The following is a 15,314-nucleotide window of genomic DNA, read 5'->3' on the forward strand; positions in this document are numbered from 1 at the left end:
CGCGGGCGTTCGGTACGCCAGGATTTCGGCCGGAACCAGATGCGCATGGGCATCATGCCAGCCCTGGTGCCATAGTTGCACGATCGCCGGCCGGTCGGCTTCTTGGGCTGGGCGAATTTCAAGCATTCCTCACCGCCTGCAAAAGTCTGGGATCTGCCGCGCCAGGGTCATTTGCCGCTTCCGGCATTTCCAAGATTACAATCCGCTGCATCATCCCTGGCTTTGCGAACATCTCAGAGCGTTTGCGCCCCATGCCTGTCCAGCGTGCTCGGGGCGTTGACCGCAAATTGCGCAGCGAAAGCCCTGATGTAAGCGGGCCGAGCTTCACCGCGCGCCACATAGGCAGCAAGGTTTTGATATTCGTCCAAAATGCCCGACATTCTTAGTCGCAGCAGCACCGATACCATCAACAGATCGCCCGCGCTGAATGCATCGTCGAGCCACTCGGCGGCGCTCAGGCGAGCCGAGAGCCTGTCGAGACAGGCGCGAACACGATCCTTCACCAATGGCAAACGCTCCTCGCTCCAGGGCTTGTCAGCTTCGAATATCTTTGCCGTCGTTAATTCGAGGATCGGCGGCTCGACTGTGTTAAGTGCGGCAAACATCCAGGTGATCGCACGCGCGCGGGCATCGCGATCGCCGGGCAGCAGGCCCGCGTGCTGCTCGGCAAGATGAAGGATGATCGAGCCGGTCTCGAACAGTGAGAGAGAACCCTCCTCATAGGTGGGGATCTGACCAAAGGGCTGGAGTGCCAGATGGCCAGGCGCCTTCATCTCCGCGAAGGAAACAAACCGAACCTCATAAGGCTGCCCTGCTTCTTCGAGCGCCCAGCGAACGCGCGTATCGCGCGCCAGTCCCTTGCCGCGATCGGGCGATCGCTTAAATGCCGTGATGGTGATTGTCATCGCATCGTTCCTGATTGGGTGAATTCTTCGGCTCCTTATCGTCAAGACGAATGGGCCTCCCGGAAATCGACATCGGTCTGAACTATTTTCCGCAATTCGTGCCTGGCTTGTCGACCCCGACATTGCCGAAGAAGGCGAAGGCAGGGCCTAACCCGCCGCTGCCGCCGTGACCTTCTTGGACGCGGCCCGCTGTCGCCGCATGCGCCGTTTGGCGACAAGCTTGAGAGCGACCGGCGGCTCGTTTGACAGCGCGCCCAGCACGGCGTCGACCATGCCATGCGCCACGAAATCCGCGTTCATGTCACGGGCCAGTTTGTCGGCCGTCTCCTTGTCCTCGCTGCCCGCCTCCGACCAGAACACGATTCCCACCCGCAGTGCGGCCTTCGCACGCTTCAGCCGGCGAACCAGAAAGCGGGCGTGCTTGACGGAATCCCGGTTCAGGAATCCGACCACGACGGTGTCGACGGTTTCGAGCTCAAGGCGGCGAATGCTGGCGGGCTCCATATCGGCAAAGCCGGCTTTCGATACCGTCGCGCCCTGGACCTCCAGCACCTGCGCCAGCATCGCGGCGGCGGCGTCGTCGAGCTCGCCACGCCCACCGGCGCAAAGCACGGACATATCCGTGCCATCGGGCAGGTCGGTCTTCTCGTCCTCCCCGTTGGGATCGCCATCGTCGCTCGCCTCTGCGGCCACGGGCGGCTCCTCCTCCTCGCCTGCCTCCTCCTGCGCGCTGTCGTCGAGATTGGCGACCAGCATCAGGGCACTGGCCGCCACCTGCCGCCTTTGCAAATCGCCCATGACGCCGCGCACACGGTCTTGTTCGCCCAGCAGAAGCGCCGGAATGGCCACCTTGTCGTAGAATTCGACCAGATATTTCTCCTCCAGCATCTCCTCGGCATGGTCGGTGGCTTCTTCCGGATCGCCGGCCAGCAGCCGCTGGTACAGGCGCGCATGGGGTTCGAGCACGGGCTCGTTGCCGAACAGAACGTCGAGGAATTCAAACTGCGGCACGTGTCTGCCCAGCACCACCAGGCAGACGGTGAGCGGTGTCGACAGGATCAGCCCGAGCGGCCCCCAAAGCCACGTCCAGAAAATCGCCGCGACGATGATCGCCAGCGGCGACAGTCCTGTCCGCGAACCGTAGAGCCAGGGTTCGATGACATTGCCGGTGATCAGCTCCATCACCACGAACAGGGCGGCCGTCCACAGCACGAGCGACCAGCCCGGCGCAACGGCCAGCGCCAGGAACAGCGGCAACAGCATGCCTATGATCGGGCCGATATAGGGCACGAAACGCAGCGCCAGCGCCAGCAGCCCCCACAGCAGCGCATTGGGAATACCGAGGGCCCAGAGCCCGATCGCGATCGGTACGGCGTAGACGATGTTGACGACCAATTGCATCAAGAGATAGCGGCCCACCCGCTTGGCGGCATCCTGAAGCGCCTCGGTGGTGCGGTGGAGGTCGCCATAGCCGACAAGCCGGATGAAGCGGTCGCGCAGATCCTCCCGCTCGAGCAGCATGAAGATGACGACGACGATGATCAGCCCGGCCGACCCAAGCGGGCTGATCAGCGGCCCGACGATGTTCTGCAGAACCTGGAGCGGCCTTTCGCGCGCGACGATCTCGACCGGCACCGGCTCGCGCGGCGGCTTTTCCGGGGTGGCAGCCGGCAGCGAGGGGTCCTGCCTGTCGATCTCCTGGCCGACCCGCTCGACCACCTTGCTCAGTCTGGCAAGGATCCCGCCCCCCACCCCGGTTTCCTTGAGCGAGCGGATCTTGGTCAGGATGTTGGTCTGGTAGACTGGGATGTTCTGCGCCAGTTCGCTGACCTGCGTGGCGACGATGAAGGAGAACAGGCCAAGCGCCGCGAAAGCGCCGAGCACGCTGGCAATGACGGCGGCAATTCGGGGGATACCGACCTTTTTAAGAGCTGAGACAAGCGGCGCCAGGGCGAAGGTCAGCAGCAGCGCGATCGCGATCGGCAGGAAAACCTCGCGCCCGAAATACAGTGCCGCCACTGTCGTGACGATGGTCGCCACATTGGGCAATGAGGTTCGCGGATGAAGCGCGGCCGCTGAAAGGGCGTCGCCCGGCCCATCAGCCGGAGACGCCGTGCCGTTTCGACGATTGGCCACGTGATGCCTCCCTGCCAAATGCCATGATCGGGCATATAGAGCCGACGTACAACTTTAGCCAACGATGAAATACACCTCACTCAACAGACAATGATCCCGCCCGCGTCGGCCGCGCTCTCAACGCGCGGAATGGAAGTCAGGCTCGCTCGTTCGGATCAGCGCGCCGCATGCCTGGCCAGCGCGTGCTCGATCAGCACGTCGATGGTTTGGCTGTAGCCGATGCCTGATGCCGCCAGGGCCTTGGCGTACATCGAGATGTCGGTGAATCCGGGAATGGTGTTGACCTCGTTGACGAGCAGGCTGCCATCGGCGCGCAGAAAGAAATCGACGCGCGCCATGGCTTCGCAGCCAAGCGCCTGGAATGCCCGCCGCGCCATATCCCTGGCCTTCTCGGCCACATCGGCCGGGATATCGGCGGGCACCTTGACCAGCGCGCCGTCGGCATCGAGATATTTGGCCTCATAGGTGTAGAAGCCATGCTTGCCGGCCGGAATGATCTCGCCGGGCAGCGACACCGTCAGCGACCCGTCGGCGCGCTCCAGCACCGAGAACTCGATCTCGCGGCCCTCGACGAATTCCTCCACCAAAACCTTGCTGTCATGCTGGAAAGCCGCCTCGATGGCCGCAGTGAGGCCGGCCCTGTCGGTCGCCTTGCTGACCCCGAAGGACGAGCCCTGGCGTGCCGGCTTGACGAATACCGGCAGGCCGAGCTTCGCCGCGACATCCTCGAAGGACACGCGCTCACCGCGCCGCAAGGTCAGCGACCGGGCAACCGAAAGCCCCGCCTCGCGCATCAGCCGCTTGGCGATCTCCTTGTCCATGGCGGCGGCCGAGGCGAGGATGCCGCAGCCGACATAGGCGACATCGGCGACCTCGGCATAGCCCTGCACCGAGCCGTCCTCACCGAACGGCCCGTGCAGCACCGGGAACACGACGTCGATGGGGGGCAGGTCAGGCCGCGTACCGTCCGGCGACACGGCAACCAGCCGGCCCTTGCCGCCGGGCAACAATGCAACCTCCGGGCCGTCTTCGGATGCCGGCGCCCCTGCCGCGTCATCAAGTTGTTGCAGCAACCATCTGCCGTCTCGCGAAATGGCGATCGGCACGATGTCGTAGCGCGTCCGGTCGATCGCCTTCAGCACATTGGCGGCCGACAGGCGCGACACGTCATGCTCGGCCGAACGCCCGCCATAGAGGATGGCCACTCTTGTCTTACCGGTCATCGAAATCCCTCGACTGTCAAAAAAATCAAATGGCGACGGCAATGCCGCGATTGGCGAAGAAGCGATCGAAATCGGCCGGCGCCAACACTGCGTCTGCCTGTGTGGCGGGGTCATGGCCGGACGGGTTGTGGAAGCGGAAACCCTGGTTGGATGCCGCCGTGACCAGCACCAGATGACCGCCCTTCGAGGGCGGCTCGCGCTCGGGCCAGCGGATCGAACTGCTGACCGACGCGATGAAGAAGCGCGTCCGCTGCATGATCGCCGGAATCTCCGCCGTCGCGACATTGGTCACCACCTCGGCCCGGAGTCCAAAAACCTCTTTCACGAAGCTGACGAAGGGCGCGTAGATCAGCCCCTTGATCGATCCCCCGTTGACGACATAGCCGCCATATAAGGTGCAGCGCCTGGCAAGCTCGATCGTCGGCACGACCTCGCCGCGGCTTGCCAAGATCATCTTCAGGCACGCCATGCCGCAGATGTTGGCCGCCCAGACCGCATACTCATCGAGGGTTTCCGCGCCCGACCTCCGCCAGAGCGGATCGCGCCTGAGCGCAACATCCGCGCCGTCGGCGAGGACGTCCAGCGTCAGGTCGGGCGTCTCCCACTGGCTGAAAAACGGCACGGTTTCAGGCAGCGGGTTCATGCGGTCTCCTCGGGCGGCTGGCTCCCCCTCGTATACGAGATACGAGATGGATGAAAAGCCGTTAGGCCCGTGTGGCGAGCCGTGCGCCGCCGCCTACTCGGCCTTTGTCCAACCGAATACCAGCCATGCATATTTCGATTTTTCGTCGGGTTCGACAGTGTAGGTCATCTGCATGTCGCCGTCCTTGGCGTAGATATCCAGCCTGGGCGCCGTCTCCAGCTTGAGCCACGCCGAACTCTTGCTGAAGGACCAGGTTCCGCACCAGACGCAAGGCCCCGACGTCGGATCACCCGGCTGATGAAAATTGTAGCGGCCGTCCGCCGTGATCTCCAGATAGTCGAACGCCCCGTAAAACGCCGTCACCGTCTGCTGGAATTCATTGGCGGCTGCTTCCTGTTCCGGTGTCGGCGCATCCTTCATATCGCGCGGCGGCCGGATGGCCCCACCGTTCAGTTTCCATTTGCCGACAAAATCCTTCTGGGTCGGAAGATATTCCTCCTGCGCCTGCGCCGATGAAACATAAGCAAAAGGTGATATACTTCTGAGGCCAACGGCCCCGATCGCAAATAAAAGCGTGGCGGCACAGATCGCCCTTGTTGGGTTTTGCATAAAAAATATATCTCCACGGGGATAAGGGGAGTTTTATTGAGGATTTTGCAGCGCGCGTTGCTTCGATACCGATTCCCGCTCGCCATTTGCACGGTTAGCATCGTGGCCACCAATCTGGCAACGCAAAGCAGCCTCTCTCTCCAGCATCGCCCCATGCGCCCGCGATCCCGGCCGGCTGAATGTCGGCAACTCAGAAGGTGATCTTCACCGAAGCGGCGCTGCGACTATGCGGGCCGTGATGGACGGCCTCGATGTTGTTGCCATCGGGATCGAGCAGGAAGGCGGCGTAATAGCCGGGGTGATAGGGCCGTTCGCCCGGTGCGCCATTGTCCGTGCCGCCAGCCGCCAGCCCGGCCTTGTAGAAGACATCGACCGTGGCGTGATCCCTTGCCTGGAAAGCCAGGTGATGGCGGCCGGTGAGTTTTCCCTGTGCGGCCCGGCTGTCGGCAGTGGAGACAAACAGCTCGTCGGCCCAGAAAAAGTCGGCGCCGCTGCCGCCAATCGGGACATCGAGCGCCTGCAGGACCGCCTCGTAGAAACGCCGGCTGGCCGCAAGGTCCCTGACCACCAGTTGGATGTGGTCGATGAGCCGGCCGCGATGCAATTCCTGGGTTTCCATGAAAACGCCTCCTCGTGTGGGTTCGAATTTAGGTTCGGACAGGGCGTCGTCAATGCGGATACTCCTTCCGTCCAGCAAACAAAAGGCCCGCTGGGAGGGGATCCAGCGGGCCTTTGGAAAGCATCTCTAGCCTTCAGAGGTCTGAGGGGGGATCAGACCTGGTAAGAACCTTTGTTGGCCGCGGAGGTTCCACCCGAACAGAAAAATGCCAACGCCCGGTCGAAACCGCGGAATTCGAGCGGTGGAGGCGATTTCTTTCGCGAGACCACTCTCAGTTTGGAACTTTCCGCTCGCAACCGGGTTTGGTGGCGCGGTGGGAGGAATTGCGATTGGATTGTTTTCAGAGGCTCGAAGCGCTGGTCGACAGCGCCGGTGTCGACGATATCGAGGAAGCAACCGCTCTGCTGCGCCGGTTCAAGGGCAGGTCGCGCGAGGTCGCGGCAGCCATAGATGAGTTCATGCTTGATTTCATGACATTGGTCTTCGTCGTCGAAAACGGCGAAGAAGGTTTCGAAAAGCCGGTCCGCAAGCTCGCTCGCACCAGGCTTTCAAAGCTTGAGCGGCTGGTGACTGTAACGGCGGAGGCAAGCCGGCTTCCGGCGCCGGCCTATCCCTTCAGGATGGCGGCTAGCCTTGGAATGCCTTCGCTCACCGCGCGCCGGTCGGCGAGCGTGAAGGACAGCCGCAGCGTGTTGCGCCCGGTGCCGTCGGCATAAAACGCGCTGCCCGGCACGAAGGCGACGCGCGCCTCCTTGACCGCCCGCGCCAGAAGCTCGGTGGCGTCGGCCCCTTCCGGCAGCGTCACCCAGACGAACATGCCGCCTTCCGGATGGCTCCAGGTCACGCCTTCCGGCATGTGGGCTTCCAGTGCCGAGAGCAGCCCGTCGCGGCGCTCGCGATAGGCGCCGATGAGTTTTTCCACCTGGCCGTCGAACACGGCTTCGGCGACGCGATGCATCACCACCTGGTTGATCGACGGGCTGTGCAGGTCGGAGGCCTGCTTCATCAGCACCAGCTTCTCGACGATATGGCGCGGCGCGCACACCCAACCGACCCGCATGCCCGGCGACAGTATCTTCGAGAACGAGCCGCAATAGAGCGTGCGCGCCTTGTCGATACCGCCGGACCTGATGCAGTCGAGCGCCAGGATCGGCGGCTCGCCTTCGCCGTCATAGCGCAGCGCGCGATAGGCGGCATCCTCGATGACGGCGATGTCGAGTTCGCCGGCAAGGTCGAGCACCGCCTCGCGCTGCTCACGGTTCAGCGTGTTGCCGGTCGGGTTGGCGAAATCCGGCACCAGATAGGCGAATTTGGCCTTGCCGCCATCTGCAGCCGCCGCCGCGCGATAGGCATCGGGCGTCATGTTGCCGCCGGCCGGGGTCAGCCGGTCGTAGCGAGGCTCATAGGCGTTGAAAGCCTGCAGCGCGCCCAGATAGGTCGGCCACGTCACCAGCGCGGTATCGCCCGGCGACAGGAACAGTTTGCCGAGATAGTCCAGCGCCTGCTGCGAGCCGGAGGTGATGAAGATATTGGCCTCGTCACAGGCGACGCCAAGCTTGCCCATCTGCCCGGCGAGCCAGCGCCGCAACGGCAGATAGCCTTCCGAGACCTGGTACTGCAGCGCCGCACCCGCCTCCGCGCCGCTCAGCACCGAAGCATAGGCGTCGCGGATCGCCTCGGCCGGGAACAGTGCCGGATCGGGAATACCGCCGGCGAACGAAATGATGTCCGGCTGGTCGAGCAGCTTCAGGAGCTCGCGGATTTCGGACGCTTTCATGCGCGACGAGCGCGAAGCCAACAGGTTCATAAGGGTCACGACACGCCTCCCCAGACGCTGCAATATAGGTCAACTTGGCTGACCTATATCAGTCTTTGTCGGCGCTTTGAATAGGGCCTGAAAGCCCTCCGCTATGCGCCAGCCGCTGTCCGGGCGGGACGGGGGCGGGAAACTACAAGGTCTTCTTGTAGCCGAGATGGCTGCCGGTGAAGCCGAGGTTCCCATAGAAGCGGTGCGCGTCCGCCCGCCCCTTGTCGGTGGTTAACTGGACGAGGCTGCAGCCCCGCGCCCGGCACGCGTCGATCGCCCATTCGATCATCAGCCTGCCGACGCCCCCCGAGCGCCGGTGGCCGGCAACCCGAACCGCCTCGATCTGCCCGCGCCACGCGCCCTTGCGCGACAGGCCCGCAAGGAAAGATATCTGCAAGGTGCCGATCACCTCGCCGCCATCGACGGCCACCACCAGCAACTGATTGGGATCGGCGTCGATGGCGTTGAAAGCATCGATATAGCCTTGCGCCAGCGGCAAGGAAGCGTCCTCGCGGCCGGCGCCAAGCGGATCGTCGGCCAGCATCGCGACGATATCAGGCAGGTCGGAGGCCTGCGCACGGCGGAAGGTGATATCAGTCATCGGGCAGACTTAAGGTGCGGTGCTGGCTGCAGCAAGGCGCTTCGGTTGGCAGTGGGGCGCCGCCCCTCATTGTCCTGCCGGACATTTCTCCCCGTATAGTGACGGGGAGAAAGGGGCCAGCCGCAACGTCGGCGCTCTTTACTGTGACGCTGGCGATTGGCGAAATTATCGGTGACAGCGTCCTTCTCCCCGTCACGATACGGGGAGAAGATGCCGGCAGGCAGATGAGGGGCAGCGCCGACTTCGCAGGCTACACCTCGCCCTCATACGCCAGCTGCGCCTGCGTCAGGGCCGCATCTAACCTTTCGCCCTCCGCGTAGCCAGCCAGATTCTGCGGCCGCTCCACACAGGGCAGCAGCCTCGGACACGGCTCGGCGGCGCCGACCACCATCCGCACCGGGATGACGCCGGCCCAAACCGGATGTCCGTAATCCTCCTCGTCGTCGCCGACGCCCTTGGCGCGCACCTTGGCCGCTGCTTCTTCGATGCGCATTCCGATCACCGTCGTCGCCTTGGCCTCCTGCACCGAGATCGGCCGCAGGGTCTCGCTCCGGCCGGGGTAGAAGCGGTCGACGACGCCGGCCAGCGCCTTCAGTTTCTCATCAGGCTCATCGATGATCCGCGCCGTGCCGAAACACATCGCCGAGCGGTAGTTGGCCGAGTGGTTGAAGCCCGAGCGCGCCAGCACCAGCCCGTCGAGATGCGACACCGTGAGACACGCCGGCGTGCCGCCGCGCAGATTGCGCAGCATGCGGCTGGCCGACGAGCCGTGCCAGTAGAGCATGTCGTCCTCGCGCCAGTGGATGGTCGGCGTGCAATAGGGCTGGCCGTCGAACGTATAGGCGACATGGCACAGCAGCCCGGCATCCAGCACCGCGAAGACTGCCGCATGGTCGTAGCTGCCGCGCTCGTGCAGGCGCTTGATGCGGTTGCGGCTGGTGGTCGGAAAGCTGGCTGGCGTGTCGTTCACGGCTTGCATCCTTGGTTGTTGTCTGCCAACCATGCGCCATGACATTGGTTGATAAAAGAACCAATCCGATGAAGAAAAAACAGACCAATTTTCCGGATTGGTCGGCGCTGATCCCGGTCCTGCCGGGCGACGGCCCGCGCAGCCGCGAGCTTTATGCGGCGCTCAGGCGGCTGATCGAGACCGGCGCGCTGGCCGCCGGGGCCAAATTGCCGACCACCCGGGATCTCGCACAGCGCTTCGGCCTGTCGCGTTCGGCGGCGGTTGCCTGTTTCGAAACCCTGATCTCGGAGGGGTTTGCGGTTGCCAAAGTCGGCGCCGGCACCTTCGTCGCGCCTGACGTGCCGCATCTGCCGACAGCACTGGTCAAGCCGCGTCCGCCGGAGATCGACGCAGCCACCTCGCTGCCTTGCGGCCTTGGCGTGGCGGTGTCCGATCCGCGCACGCTTGACATGTTCCGCATCCTTCTGTCGCGCCACCTCGCCCGCCCCGGACCGGAGCATTTCCGCTATGGCGATCCGCGTGGCGGCCTGCCGCTGCGCACGGCAATCGCCACCTATCTCCGGACCGCACGCGGCGTGCGCTGCGACGCCGGCCAGATCGTGCTGACTTCGGGCACGCAGCAGGGGCTGGATCTTCTGGTGCGTGCCGCGCTCAGCCCCGGCGATGCCGTCTGGATCGAAAACCCCTGTTACCCGATGGCGCAGGCCGTGCTGGCCGGCAGCGGCGCCAGGGTTTTTGGGGTACCGGTCGACGCGGAAGGGCTCGATCCCGAGATCGGCGAAAGCCTGTGCTCCAAGGCGCGCGCGGCCTATGTCACGCCCTCGCATCAATATCCGCTCGGCGTGACGATGACGATGCGCCGCCGTCTCGCTTTGCTCGACTGGGCGCGGCGCAACGATGCCTGGATCATCGAGGACGACTACGACAGCGAGTTCCGCTATGCCGGCCCACCGCTGACCTCGCTGCAGGGCATGGACGGTTCAGGCCGTGTCGCCTATCTCGGCACCTTCTCGAAGATCCTCTTCCCCGGCCTGCGCATCGGCTATGTCGTGGTGCCCGAAGCGCTGCTCGATGCCGTGATGGCGGTCAGGGCGCGCTCCGACCGCTTCCCCTCGACGCTGGCCGAAGGCGCGCTGACCGACCTGTTGAACGAGGGCCATTTCGCCGCCCATCTCAGGCGCGTGCGCCGCCGGGTGCAAGCCGCGCGCGACGTGCTGGTCGCCGGCCTCGAGGCGCATTGCGGCGATGCCCTCGAAGTAACCGTGCCCGAACAGGGGTTGCATTTGATGGCGACGCTGAAGCGCGCCGGGCCTGACACCGCGATCGTCGAGGCGGCGAAGGCGGCGGGTGTCGGCGCCAGGGCCTTGTCCTCGATGTTCATCGGCGGGGCGCCCCGGCAAGGTCTGGTGCTGGGTTTTTCGGGGTTTTCGGATGAGGAGCTGATGGCCGCGACGGCGCGACTGGGTGGGGTAGTTCGGCAGCAAGCCCGGTGAGCCAACGAAAACCGCCTCATTGGTGCGCCGGCATCGAACTGTAGAGCCCCTCAATCCCCATCCGCTGGCCCGGCCTTGCCGCACTGCGCCAGCACCTTGCCGATGGCCGCGCTCGACCCCTTTAGTGGAAAGCTGATCTCGCCATATTTGGCCGAACTGACCGACACATCGCCTTTGCCGCGCAACAGGTCGAGCAGCGGGTCTGCTTTCGCCAGATTGACCACGAAGTAGTTGTACATGGCCTCCAGCTGAAGCGCCTTCGCCACCGTCTTGCCGTCGGCCTTGAACGCGAACGAACCGCTGATGCCAGGTTCCAGCTGCTGGCCGGTGGCACCGAGATCGTAGCTCAGCACCGGCGTGTCGAAACAGGTGAGCATCAGATGCGCATCGCCTTTCGGCCCGCCGCAGACCGAAGCCGTCAGCACGCTGCCGCCCTCGTCTTCCTCCATCTTCGCACTCCAGCCGTTGCACGACGCGGCAAACGCCGGCTGCGCGGCCTGCAGGACCGCAACCGCACCGACGACGACGAGATGTCCAGCTCTCATGACTCCCCCAATTGACTGCCTCCAGGGCATTTGCAGCGCCCGTCGGCAGCATATAGGAAAAGCGATCCGATGGCATTGCCCTTGCGGCAGCCGGTCCTGTTTCGCGGAGAGTTGGATTGAGAGCCTGCGTTCGCCTGTGTCTGTCCTTTGCCGCCCTGCTGGCCTCGCCGCTCACCGCTCATGCCGAGTGGAAGCCGGTCGAGAAGATCGAGCCCTACGCGATCTCGGGCCGGTCCGGCGCCGAACTCTACCGCTCGATCGGCGAGAAAGGGCCAAAGCTCGGCATTGCCCGTGCCATCGCCTACACCAATTTCAAGCTGACCTGGGGGTTAAGGGACTACCGGCCCAGGGGCAAGGACTGCGTGCTGACGGCCGGGCGGCCGAAGCTGATCGTCACCTACACCTTGCCAAGACCCTCCGGCTCCCTGCCGCCCGCCGTCCAGAAGAACTGGGAAACCTTCATCGCCGGCGTCGCCGCCCATGAGAAGGTGCATGGCGCCAGCATGGTCCAGATGGTCCACGACATCCAAGCCGCGACGAACGGCCTGACCGTCGCCGACGATCCCAAATGCAGCAAGACAAGGGCCGAGGTGGTCAAGCGGCTCGACGCGATCTCGAAGGCGCGGGTGCAGGCAAGCCGCGATTTCGACCGCGTCGAATTCGGCGATGGCGGCAATTTGCAGAAACTGGTTTTTTCGCTCGTGACCGGCCCCTGACTGGCGCAGCTTCTAATCCGAAGTTGGCGGCAGTGCTATCTCGACCGCTGGCGCCCGCCGCTCTCCGCCGCTTCGCCCCAGCTCACCGCGTGTCCGCACTCGCCCGCAGCTCCGCGCGCTTCTCGTCCGATACCACTGCCAGATCCAGCACCTTCTGCAATTCGGCCGCGTGGCGGAATGACGGTTCGGCCTGGACGCCGGATCGCACCGCGTCAGTGAAACGCTGGTAGTTGGTCGGCACCGTGCCGGCGTCGAGCTCTTCCCATTTGGCGTTCTCGACGTTTTCGCCGATGCAGGCCTTGAGCGTCGAACCATCGAGATTGTGCACCACTTCGATGCCCCCCTTCTCGCCATAGATGCGCAAACGCAGCTCGTTGAGATGGCCAGTTGCCCAGCGGCTGGCATGCACCACGCCGAAGGCGCCGTTGGAAAAGTCCAGCGTCATGGCGAAGCTGTCATTGGCGTCGAGCCCATAGTCGCCGATGCGGTTGCCGGGCGCCTTGTCGAAGGCGCGCAGCCGGCAGAAGACATGGTCGATGTCGACGGCTGCGCCATAGCTGGCGAAATCGAGGATGTGGATGCCGACGTCGCCGAGCACGCCATTCGAGCCGTGGCCGCGCGACAGGCGCCACAGCCATTTCGGATCGGTGCGCCAGTCGCCCCAGAATTTCGACACCAGCCAGCTTTGCAGATAGGACGCCTCGACATGCCTGACGGTGCCGATCTCGCCCGCCTGCACCATCTGGCGGGCCTTCTGCAGCGCGGCGACGTTGCGATAGGTCAGGTTCACCATGTTGACGATGCCGGCGGCCTCGGCGGCGTCGGCCATCTCGGTCGCCTTGCCGAAGTTTTCGGCCAGCGGCTTCTCGCACAGCACCGGCTTGCCGGCGGCGATCAGCGCCATGGTGGTCGGGTGATGGATGCGGTCGGGCGTGACATTGGCCACCGCGTCGAACTCGCCCCATGCCAGCGCCTCATCCAGCGCGGTAAAGCGGTTGGGAATGTCAAAGCTGTCGGCGAACTCGCCGACCCGTGCCGGATCGACATCGACCGCGCCGACGATGTCGACGCCGTCGATGGCGATGAAGCGCCGCGCATGTTCCTGCGCCATCCAGCCGGTGCCGAGTATCAAAAGCCGCATTCTTTGCTCCTTGGGGTGAGATGCCGGAATCCCCCTCCCGGTCGACGCCCTCAGATAGCGCGGATAATGCCGCCGTCGACCCGGATGTTCTGGCCGGTGATATAGCCGGCGCCTTCCGAAGCCAGGAAGGCGATGGTCGCGGCGATCTCTTCCGAGGTGCCGTAGCGCTGCATCGGCACGCTGTCGCGGCGCTCCTCGGTGGCCGGCAGGCTGTCGATCCAGCCGGGCAGCACATTGTTCATGCGCACATTGTCGGCTGCATAGGTGTTGGCGAAGATCTTGGTGTAGGCGGCAAGCCCGGCGCGGAACACGGCGGACGTCGGGAACATCGGGCTCGGCTCGACCACCCAGGCGGTCGAGATGTTGATGATGGCGCCGCCCTTCTGCTTGACCATCTGCGGCGCCACGATGCGCACCGGACGGATGACGTTCAGCAGATAGACATCCATGCCGGTGTGCCATTGCTCGTCGGTGATTTCGAGGATCGGCGCGCGCGGCCCGTGGCCGCCGCTGTTGACCAGCACGTCGATGCGGCCAAAGCGCTCCAGCGTCAGGTCGACGAGGCGCTGCAGATCGTCGTTCGACTGGTTGGAGCCGGTGACACCGAGCCCGCCCAATTCCCCAGCCAGCGCCTCGCCCTTTCCGGACGACGAAAGGATGGCGACCTTGAAGCCGTCCGCCGCCAGCCGCTTGGCCGCCGCCGCACCCATGCCGCTGCCGCCGGCCACCACCACAGCTACTTTTTCTACACTCATCGGATTTTCCTCTCAGGGTTGGCGGGCACCGCAAGCGGTGTTTTCGGGAGTTGAGCGTTGATATAGCTGGTTTTCCACACCGGTTCGAACCAGAATGCTTGAAATCAACCTGTAGAAAAACTCCTGTATGCCCGAAGCCTTCCTCAGCCTGCCGCCATTGAATGCGCTGCGCGCCTTCGAAGCCTCGGCGCGTCATCTCAACTTCCGCATCGCGGCCGAGGAGCTGAACGTCACTCAAGGGGCGGTCGCCCAGCACATTCGCGGGTTGGAAGCCGATCTCGGCACAAAGCTGTTCGAGCGGCTGCCGCGCGGCCTGGCGCTGACCGATGAGGGCCGCGCCTATGTGCCCAACATCCGCCGCGCCTTCGACTTGATCTCCGAAGCGACGCTGCTGTTGCGCCCCGAACCGGCACGGCTGACGATCAGCGTGACGCCGAGCTTCGCCACCAAATGGCTGATCCCGAGGCTGCACGACTTCGTCGCGCACAACCCGCTTGTCGACCTGCGCGTTCTGGCCAGCGAGAGCCTGTCGAGCTTCCAGGCCGATGGCGTCGACATCGCGGTGCGCCAGGGCCGCCCACCCTTCGGCGCCGGTCTGGTCGTCGACCTGCTGTTTCCCCAGCAGATCGTCGCCGTCTGCAGCCCGGCCTTGCTGCCGGAAGATGCTGCTGAAATCGCAGCCTCCGAAATCCAGCACCATGTGCTGCTGCACGATGCGCACAATCTGTGGCCGGAATTCATGGAAAAGGCGGTCGGCCTGAAGATGACGACCGAACTGAAACGCATGCGCTTCAACCAGACCAGCCTCGCCATCGATGCGGCCATCGCCGGCCAGGGCATAGCGCTGGCCAGCCGCTTTCTCGTCGCCGCTGATCTCGCCACGGGCCGCCTGGTTCAGCCCGTCAGCGGCGAAATGCGCGGCACGCAGGATTTTTATGTCGTGATGCCGAGAAAACAGCGCCACCCCGAGCCGACGCAAGCCGTGCGGCAATGGTTGCTGGATGCCGGAGAAAGGCCGTCGGTCTAGAGCGGGATGAAATGAGACTGAATCGGCTTGGGATTCCCTTAGGCGTGCAAATCTGATTCAACCTTCATGCTGGGCAAGGAGGTCAGCATGGATGGGCAAGCCTTATTCGATGGATCTTCGCGAA

The 15,314-nt window shown here is 64.3% G+C and carries 16 protein-coding genes; 4 read left to right on the forward strand and 12 right to left on the reverse strand.

Annotated elements, in window-relative coordinates:
* Positions 1-233: 233 nt before the first annotated feature.
* The 6 genes from EOA13_RS31705 to EOA13_RS31730 form a co-directional block, all read right to left on the reverse strand.
* On the reverse strand, positions 234-905 hold the full coding sequence (locus EOA13_RS31705) for a glutathione S-transferase family protein (RefSeq protein ID WP_127297326.1): 672 nt from the start codon (positions 903-905) through the stop codon (positions 234-236).
* Positions 906-1,052: 147 nt separating this feature from the next.
* A complete protein-coding gene (locus tag EOA13_RS31710; RefSeq protein WP_127297327.1) occupies positions 1,053-3,041 on the reverse strand; it encodes an AI-2E family transporter in 1,989 nt (662 codons plus the stop codon).
* 155 nt (positions 3,042-3,196) lie between these two features.
* The gene (locus EOA13_RS31715) at positions 3,197-4,264 is read right to left on the reverse strand and encodes a D-alanine--D-alanine ligase family protein (RefSeq protein ID WP_127297328.1); all 1,068 of its coding nucleotides are present in this window, start codon (positions 4,262-4,264) and stop codon (positions 3,197-3,199) included.
* A 25-nt stretch (positions 4,265-4,289) separates the two neighbouring features.
* A complete protein-coding gene (locus tag EOA13_RS31720; RefSeq protein ID WP_127297329.1) occupies positions 4,290-4,907 on the reverse strand; it encodes a C39 family peptidase in 618 nt (205 codons plus the stop codon).
* A gap of 93 nt (positions 4,908-5,000) precedes the next feature.
* Positions 5,001-5,516, reverse strand: coding sequence for a hypothetical protein (locus EOA13_RS31725; RefSeq protein ID WP_127297330.1), 516 nt, complete (start codon positions 5,514-5,516; stop codon positions 5,001-5,003).
* A 190-nt stretch (positions 5,517-5,706) separates the two neighbouring features.
* The gene (locus EOA13_RS31730) at positions 5,707-6,135 is read right to left on the reverse strand and encodes a VOC family protein (protein ID WP_127297331.1); all 429 of its coding nucleotides are present in this window, start codon (positions 6,133-6,135) and stop codon (positions 5,707-5,709) included.
* 329 nt (positions 6,136-6,464) lie between these two features.
* Between EOA13_RS31730 and EOA13_RS31735 the strand changes: the two genes are divergently transcribed.
* Entirely contained in the window at positions 6,465-6,851 is a 387-nt protein-coding gene (locus EOA13_RS31735) for a hypothetical protein (RefSeq protein WP_245490540.1), read from the forward strand.
* Here EOA13_RS31735 and EOA13_RS31740 read toward each other — a convergent pair.
* The 3 genes from EOA13_RS31740 to EOA13_RS31755 form a co-directional block, all read right to left on the reverse strand.
* A complete protein-coding gene (locus EOA13_RS31740) occupies positions 6,743-7,942 on the reverse strand; it encodes a PLP-dependent aminotransferase family protein (protein ID WP_206535337.1) in 1,200 nt (399 codons plus the stop codon). The genes EOA13_RS31735 and EOA13_RS31740 overlap by 109 nt on opposite strands.
* A gap of 142 nt (positions 7,943-8,084) precedes the next feature.
* Positions 8,085-8,543 carry a GNAT family N-acetyltransferase gene (locus EOA13_RS31745; RefSeq protein ID WP_127297333.1) on the reverse strand — a complete coding sequence of 153 codons (459 nt, stop codon included), beginning with the start codon at positions 8,541-8,543 and terminating at the stop codon, positions 8,085-8,087.
* A 250-nt stretch (positions 8,544-8,793) separates the two neighbouring features.
* Entirely contained in the window at positions 8,794-9,546 is a 753-nt protein-coding gene (locus EOA13_RS31755) for a pyridoxamine 5'-phosphate oxidase family protein (RefSeq protein WP_164780465.1), read from the reverse strand.
* Positions 9,547-9,581: 35 nt separating this feature from the next.
* Between EOA13_RS31755 and EOA13_RS31760 the strand changes: the two genes are divergently transcribed.
* On the forward strand, positions 9,582-11,006 hold the full coding sequence (locus tag EOA13_RS31760) for a PLP-dependent aminotransferase family protein (RefSeq protein WP_127297335.1): 1,425 nt from the start codon (positions 9,582-9,584) through the stop codon (positions 11,004-11,006).
* 50 nt (positions 11,007-11,056) lie between these two features.
* Here EOA13_RS31760 and EOA13_RS31765 read toward each other — a convergent pair whose 3' ends face one another.
* Positions 11,057-11,551: a hypothetical protein gene (locus EOA13_RS31765; RefSeq protein WP_245490541.1), complete on the reverse strand. Its 495-nt coding sequence runs from the start codon at positions 11,549-11,551 to the stop codon at positions 11,057-11,059.
* A 116-nt stretch (positions 11,552-11,667) separates the two neighbouring features.
* Between EOA13_RS31765 and EOA13_RS31770 the strand changes: the two genes are divergently transcribed.
* Positions 11,668-12,267, forward strand: a complete 600-nt coding sequence (locus EOA13_RS31770; RefSeq protein ID WP_127297336.1) for a DUF922 domain-containing Zn-dependent protease — start codon at positions 11,668-11,670, stop codon at positions 12,265-12,267.
* A gap of 82 nt (positions 12,268-12,349) precedes the next feature.
* On the opposite strand, the gene EOA13_RS31775 is transcribed toward EOA13_RS31770, so the two are convergent.
* Positions 12,350-13,408 carry a Gfo/Idh/MocA family oxidoreductase gene (locus EOA13_RS31775; protein WP_127297337.1) on the reverse strand — a complete coding sequence of 353 codons (1,059 nt, stop codon included), beginning with the start codon at positions 13,406-13,408 and terminating at the stop codon, positions 12,350-12,352.
* 50 nt (positions 13,409-13,458) lie between these two features.
* Positions 13,459-14,163, reverse strand: coding sequence for an SDR family oxidoreductase (locus tag EOA13_RS31780; RefSeq protein ID WP_127297338.1), 705 nt, complete (start codon positions 14,161-14,163; stop codon positions 13,459-13,461).
* 127 nt (positions 14,164-14,290) lie between these two features.
* Between EOA13_RS31780 and gcvA the strand changes: the two genes are divergently transcribed.
* Positions 14,291-15,190, forward strand: a complete 900-nt coding sequence (gcvA, locus tag EOA13_RS31785; protein WP_127297339.1) for a transcriptional regulator GcvA — start codon at positions 14,291-14,293, stop codon at positions 15,188-15,190.
* Positions 15,191-15,314 lie beyond the last annotated feature (124 nt).

Source organism: Mesorhizobium sp. M7A.F.Ca.US.011.01.1.1 (assembly GCF_003998295.1).
In the GTDB taxonomy this organism is placed as follows: domain Bacteria; phylum Pseudomonadota; class Alphaproteobacteria; order Rhizobiales; family Rhizobiaceae; genus Mesorhizobium.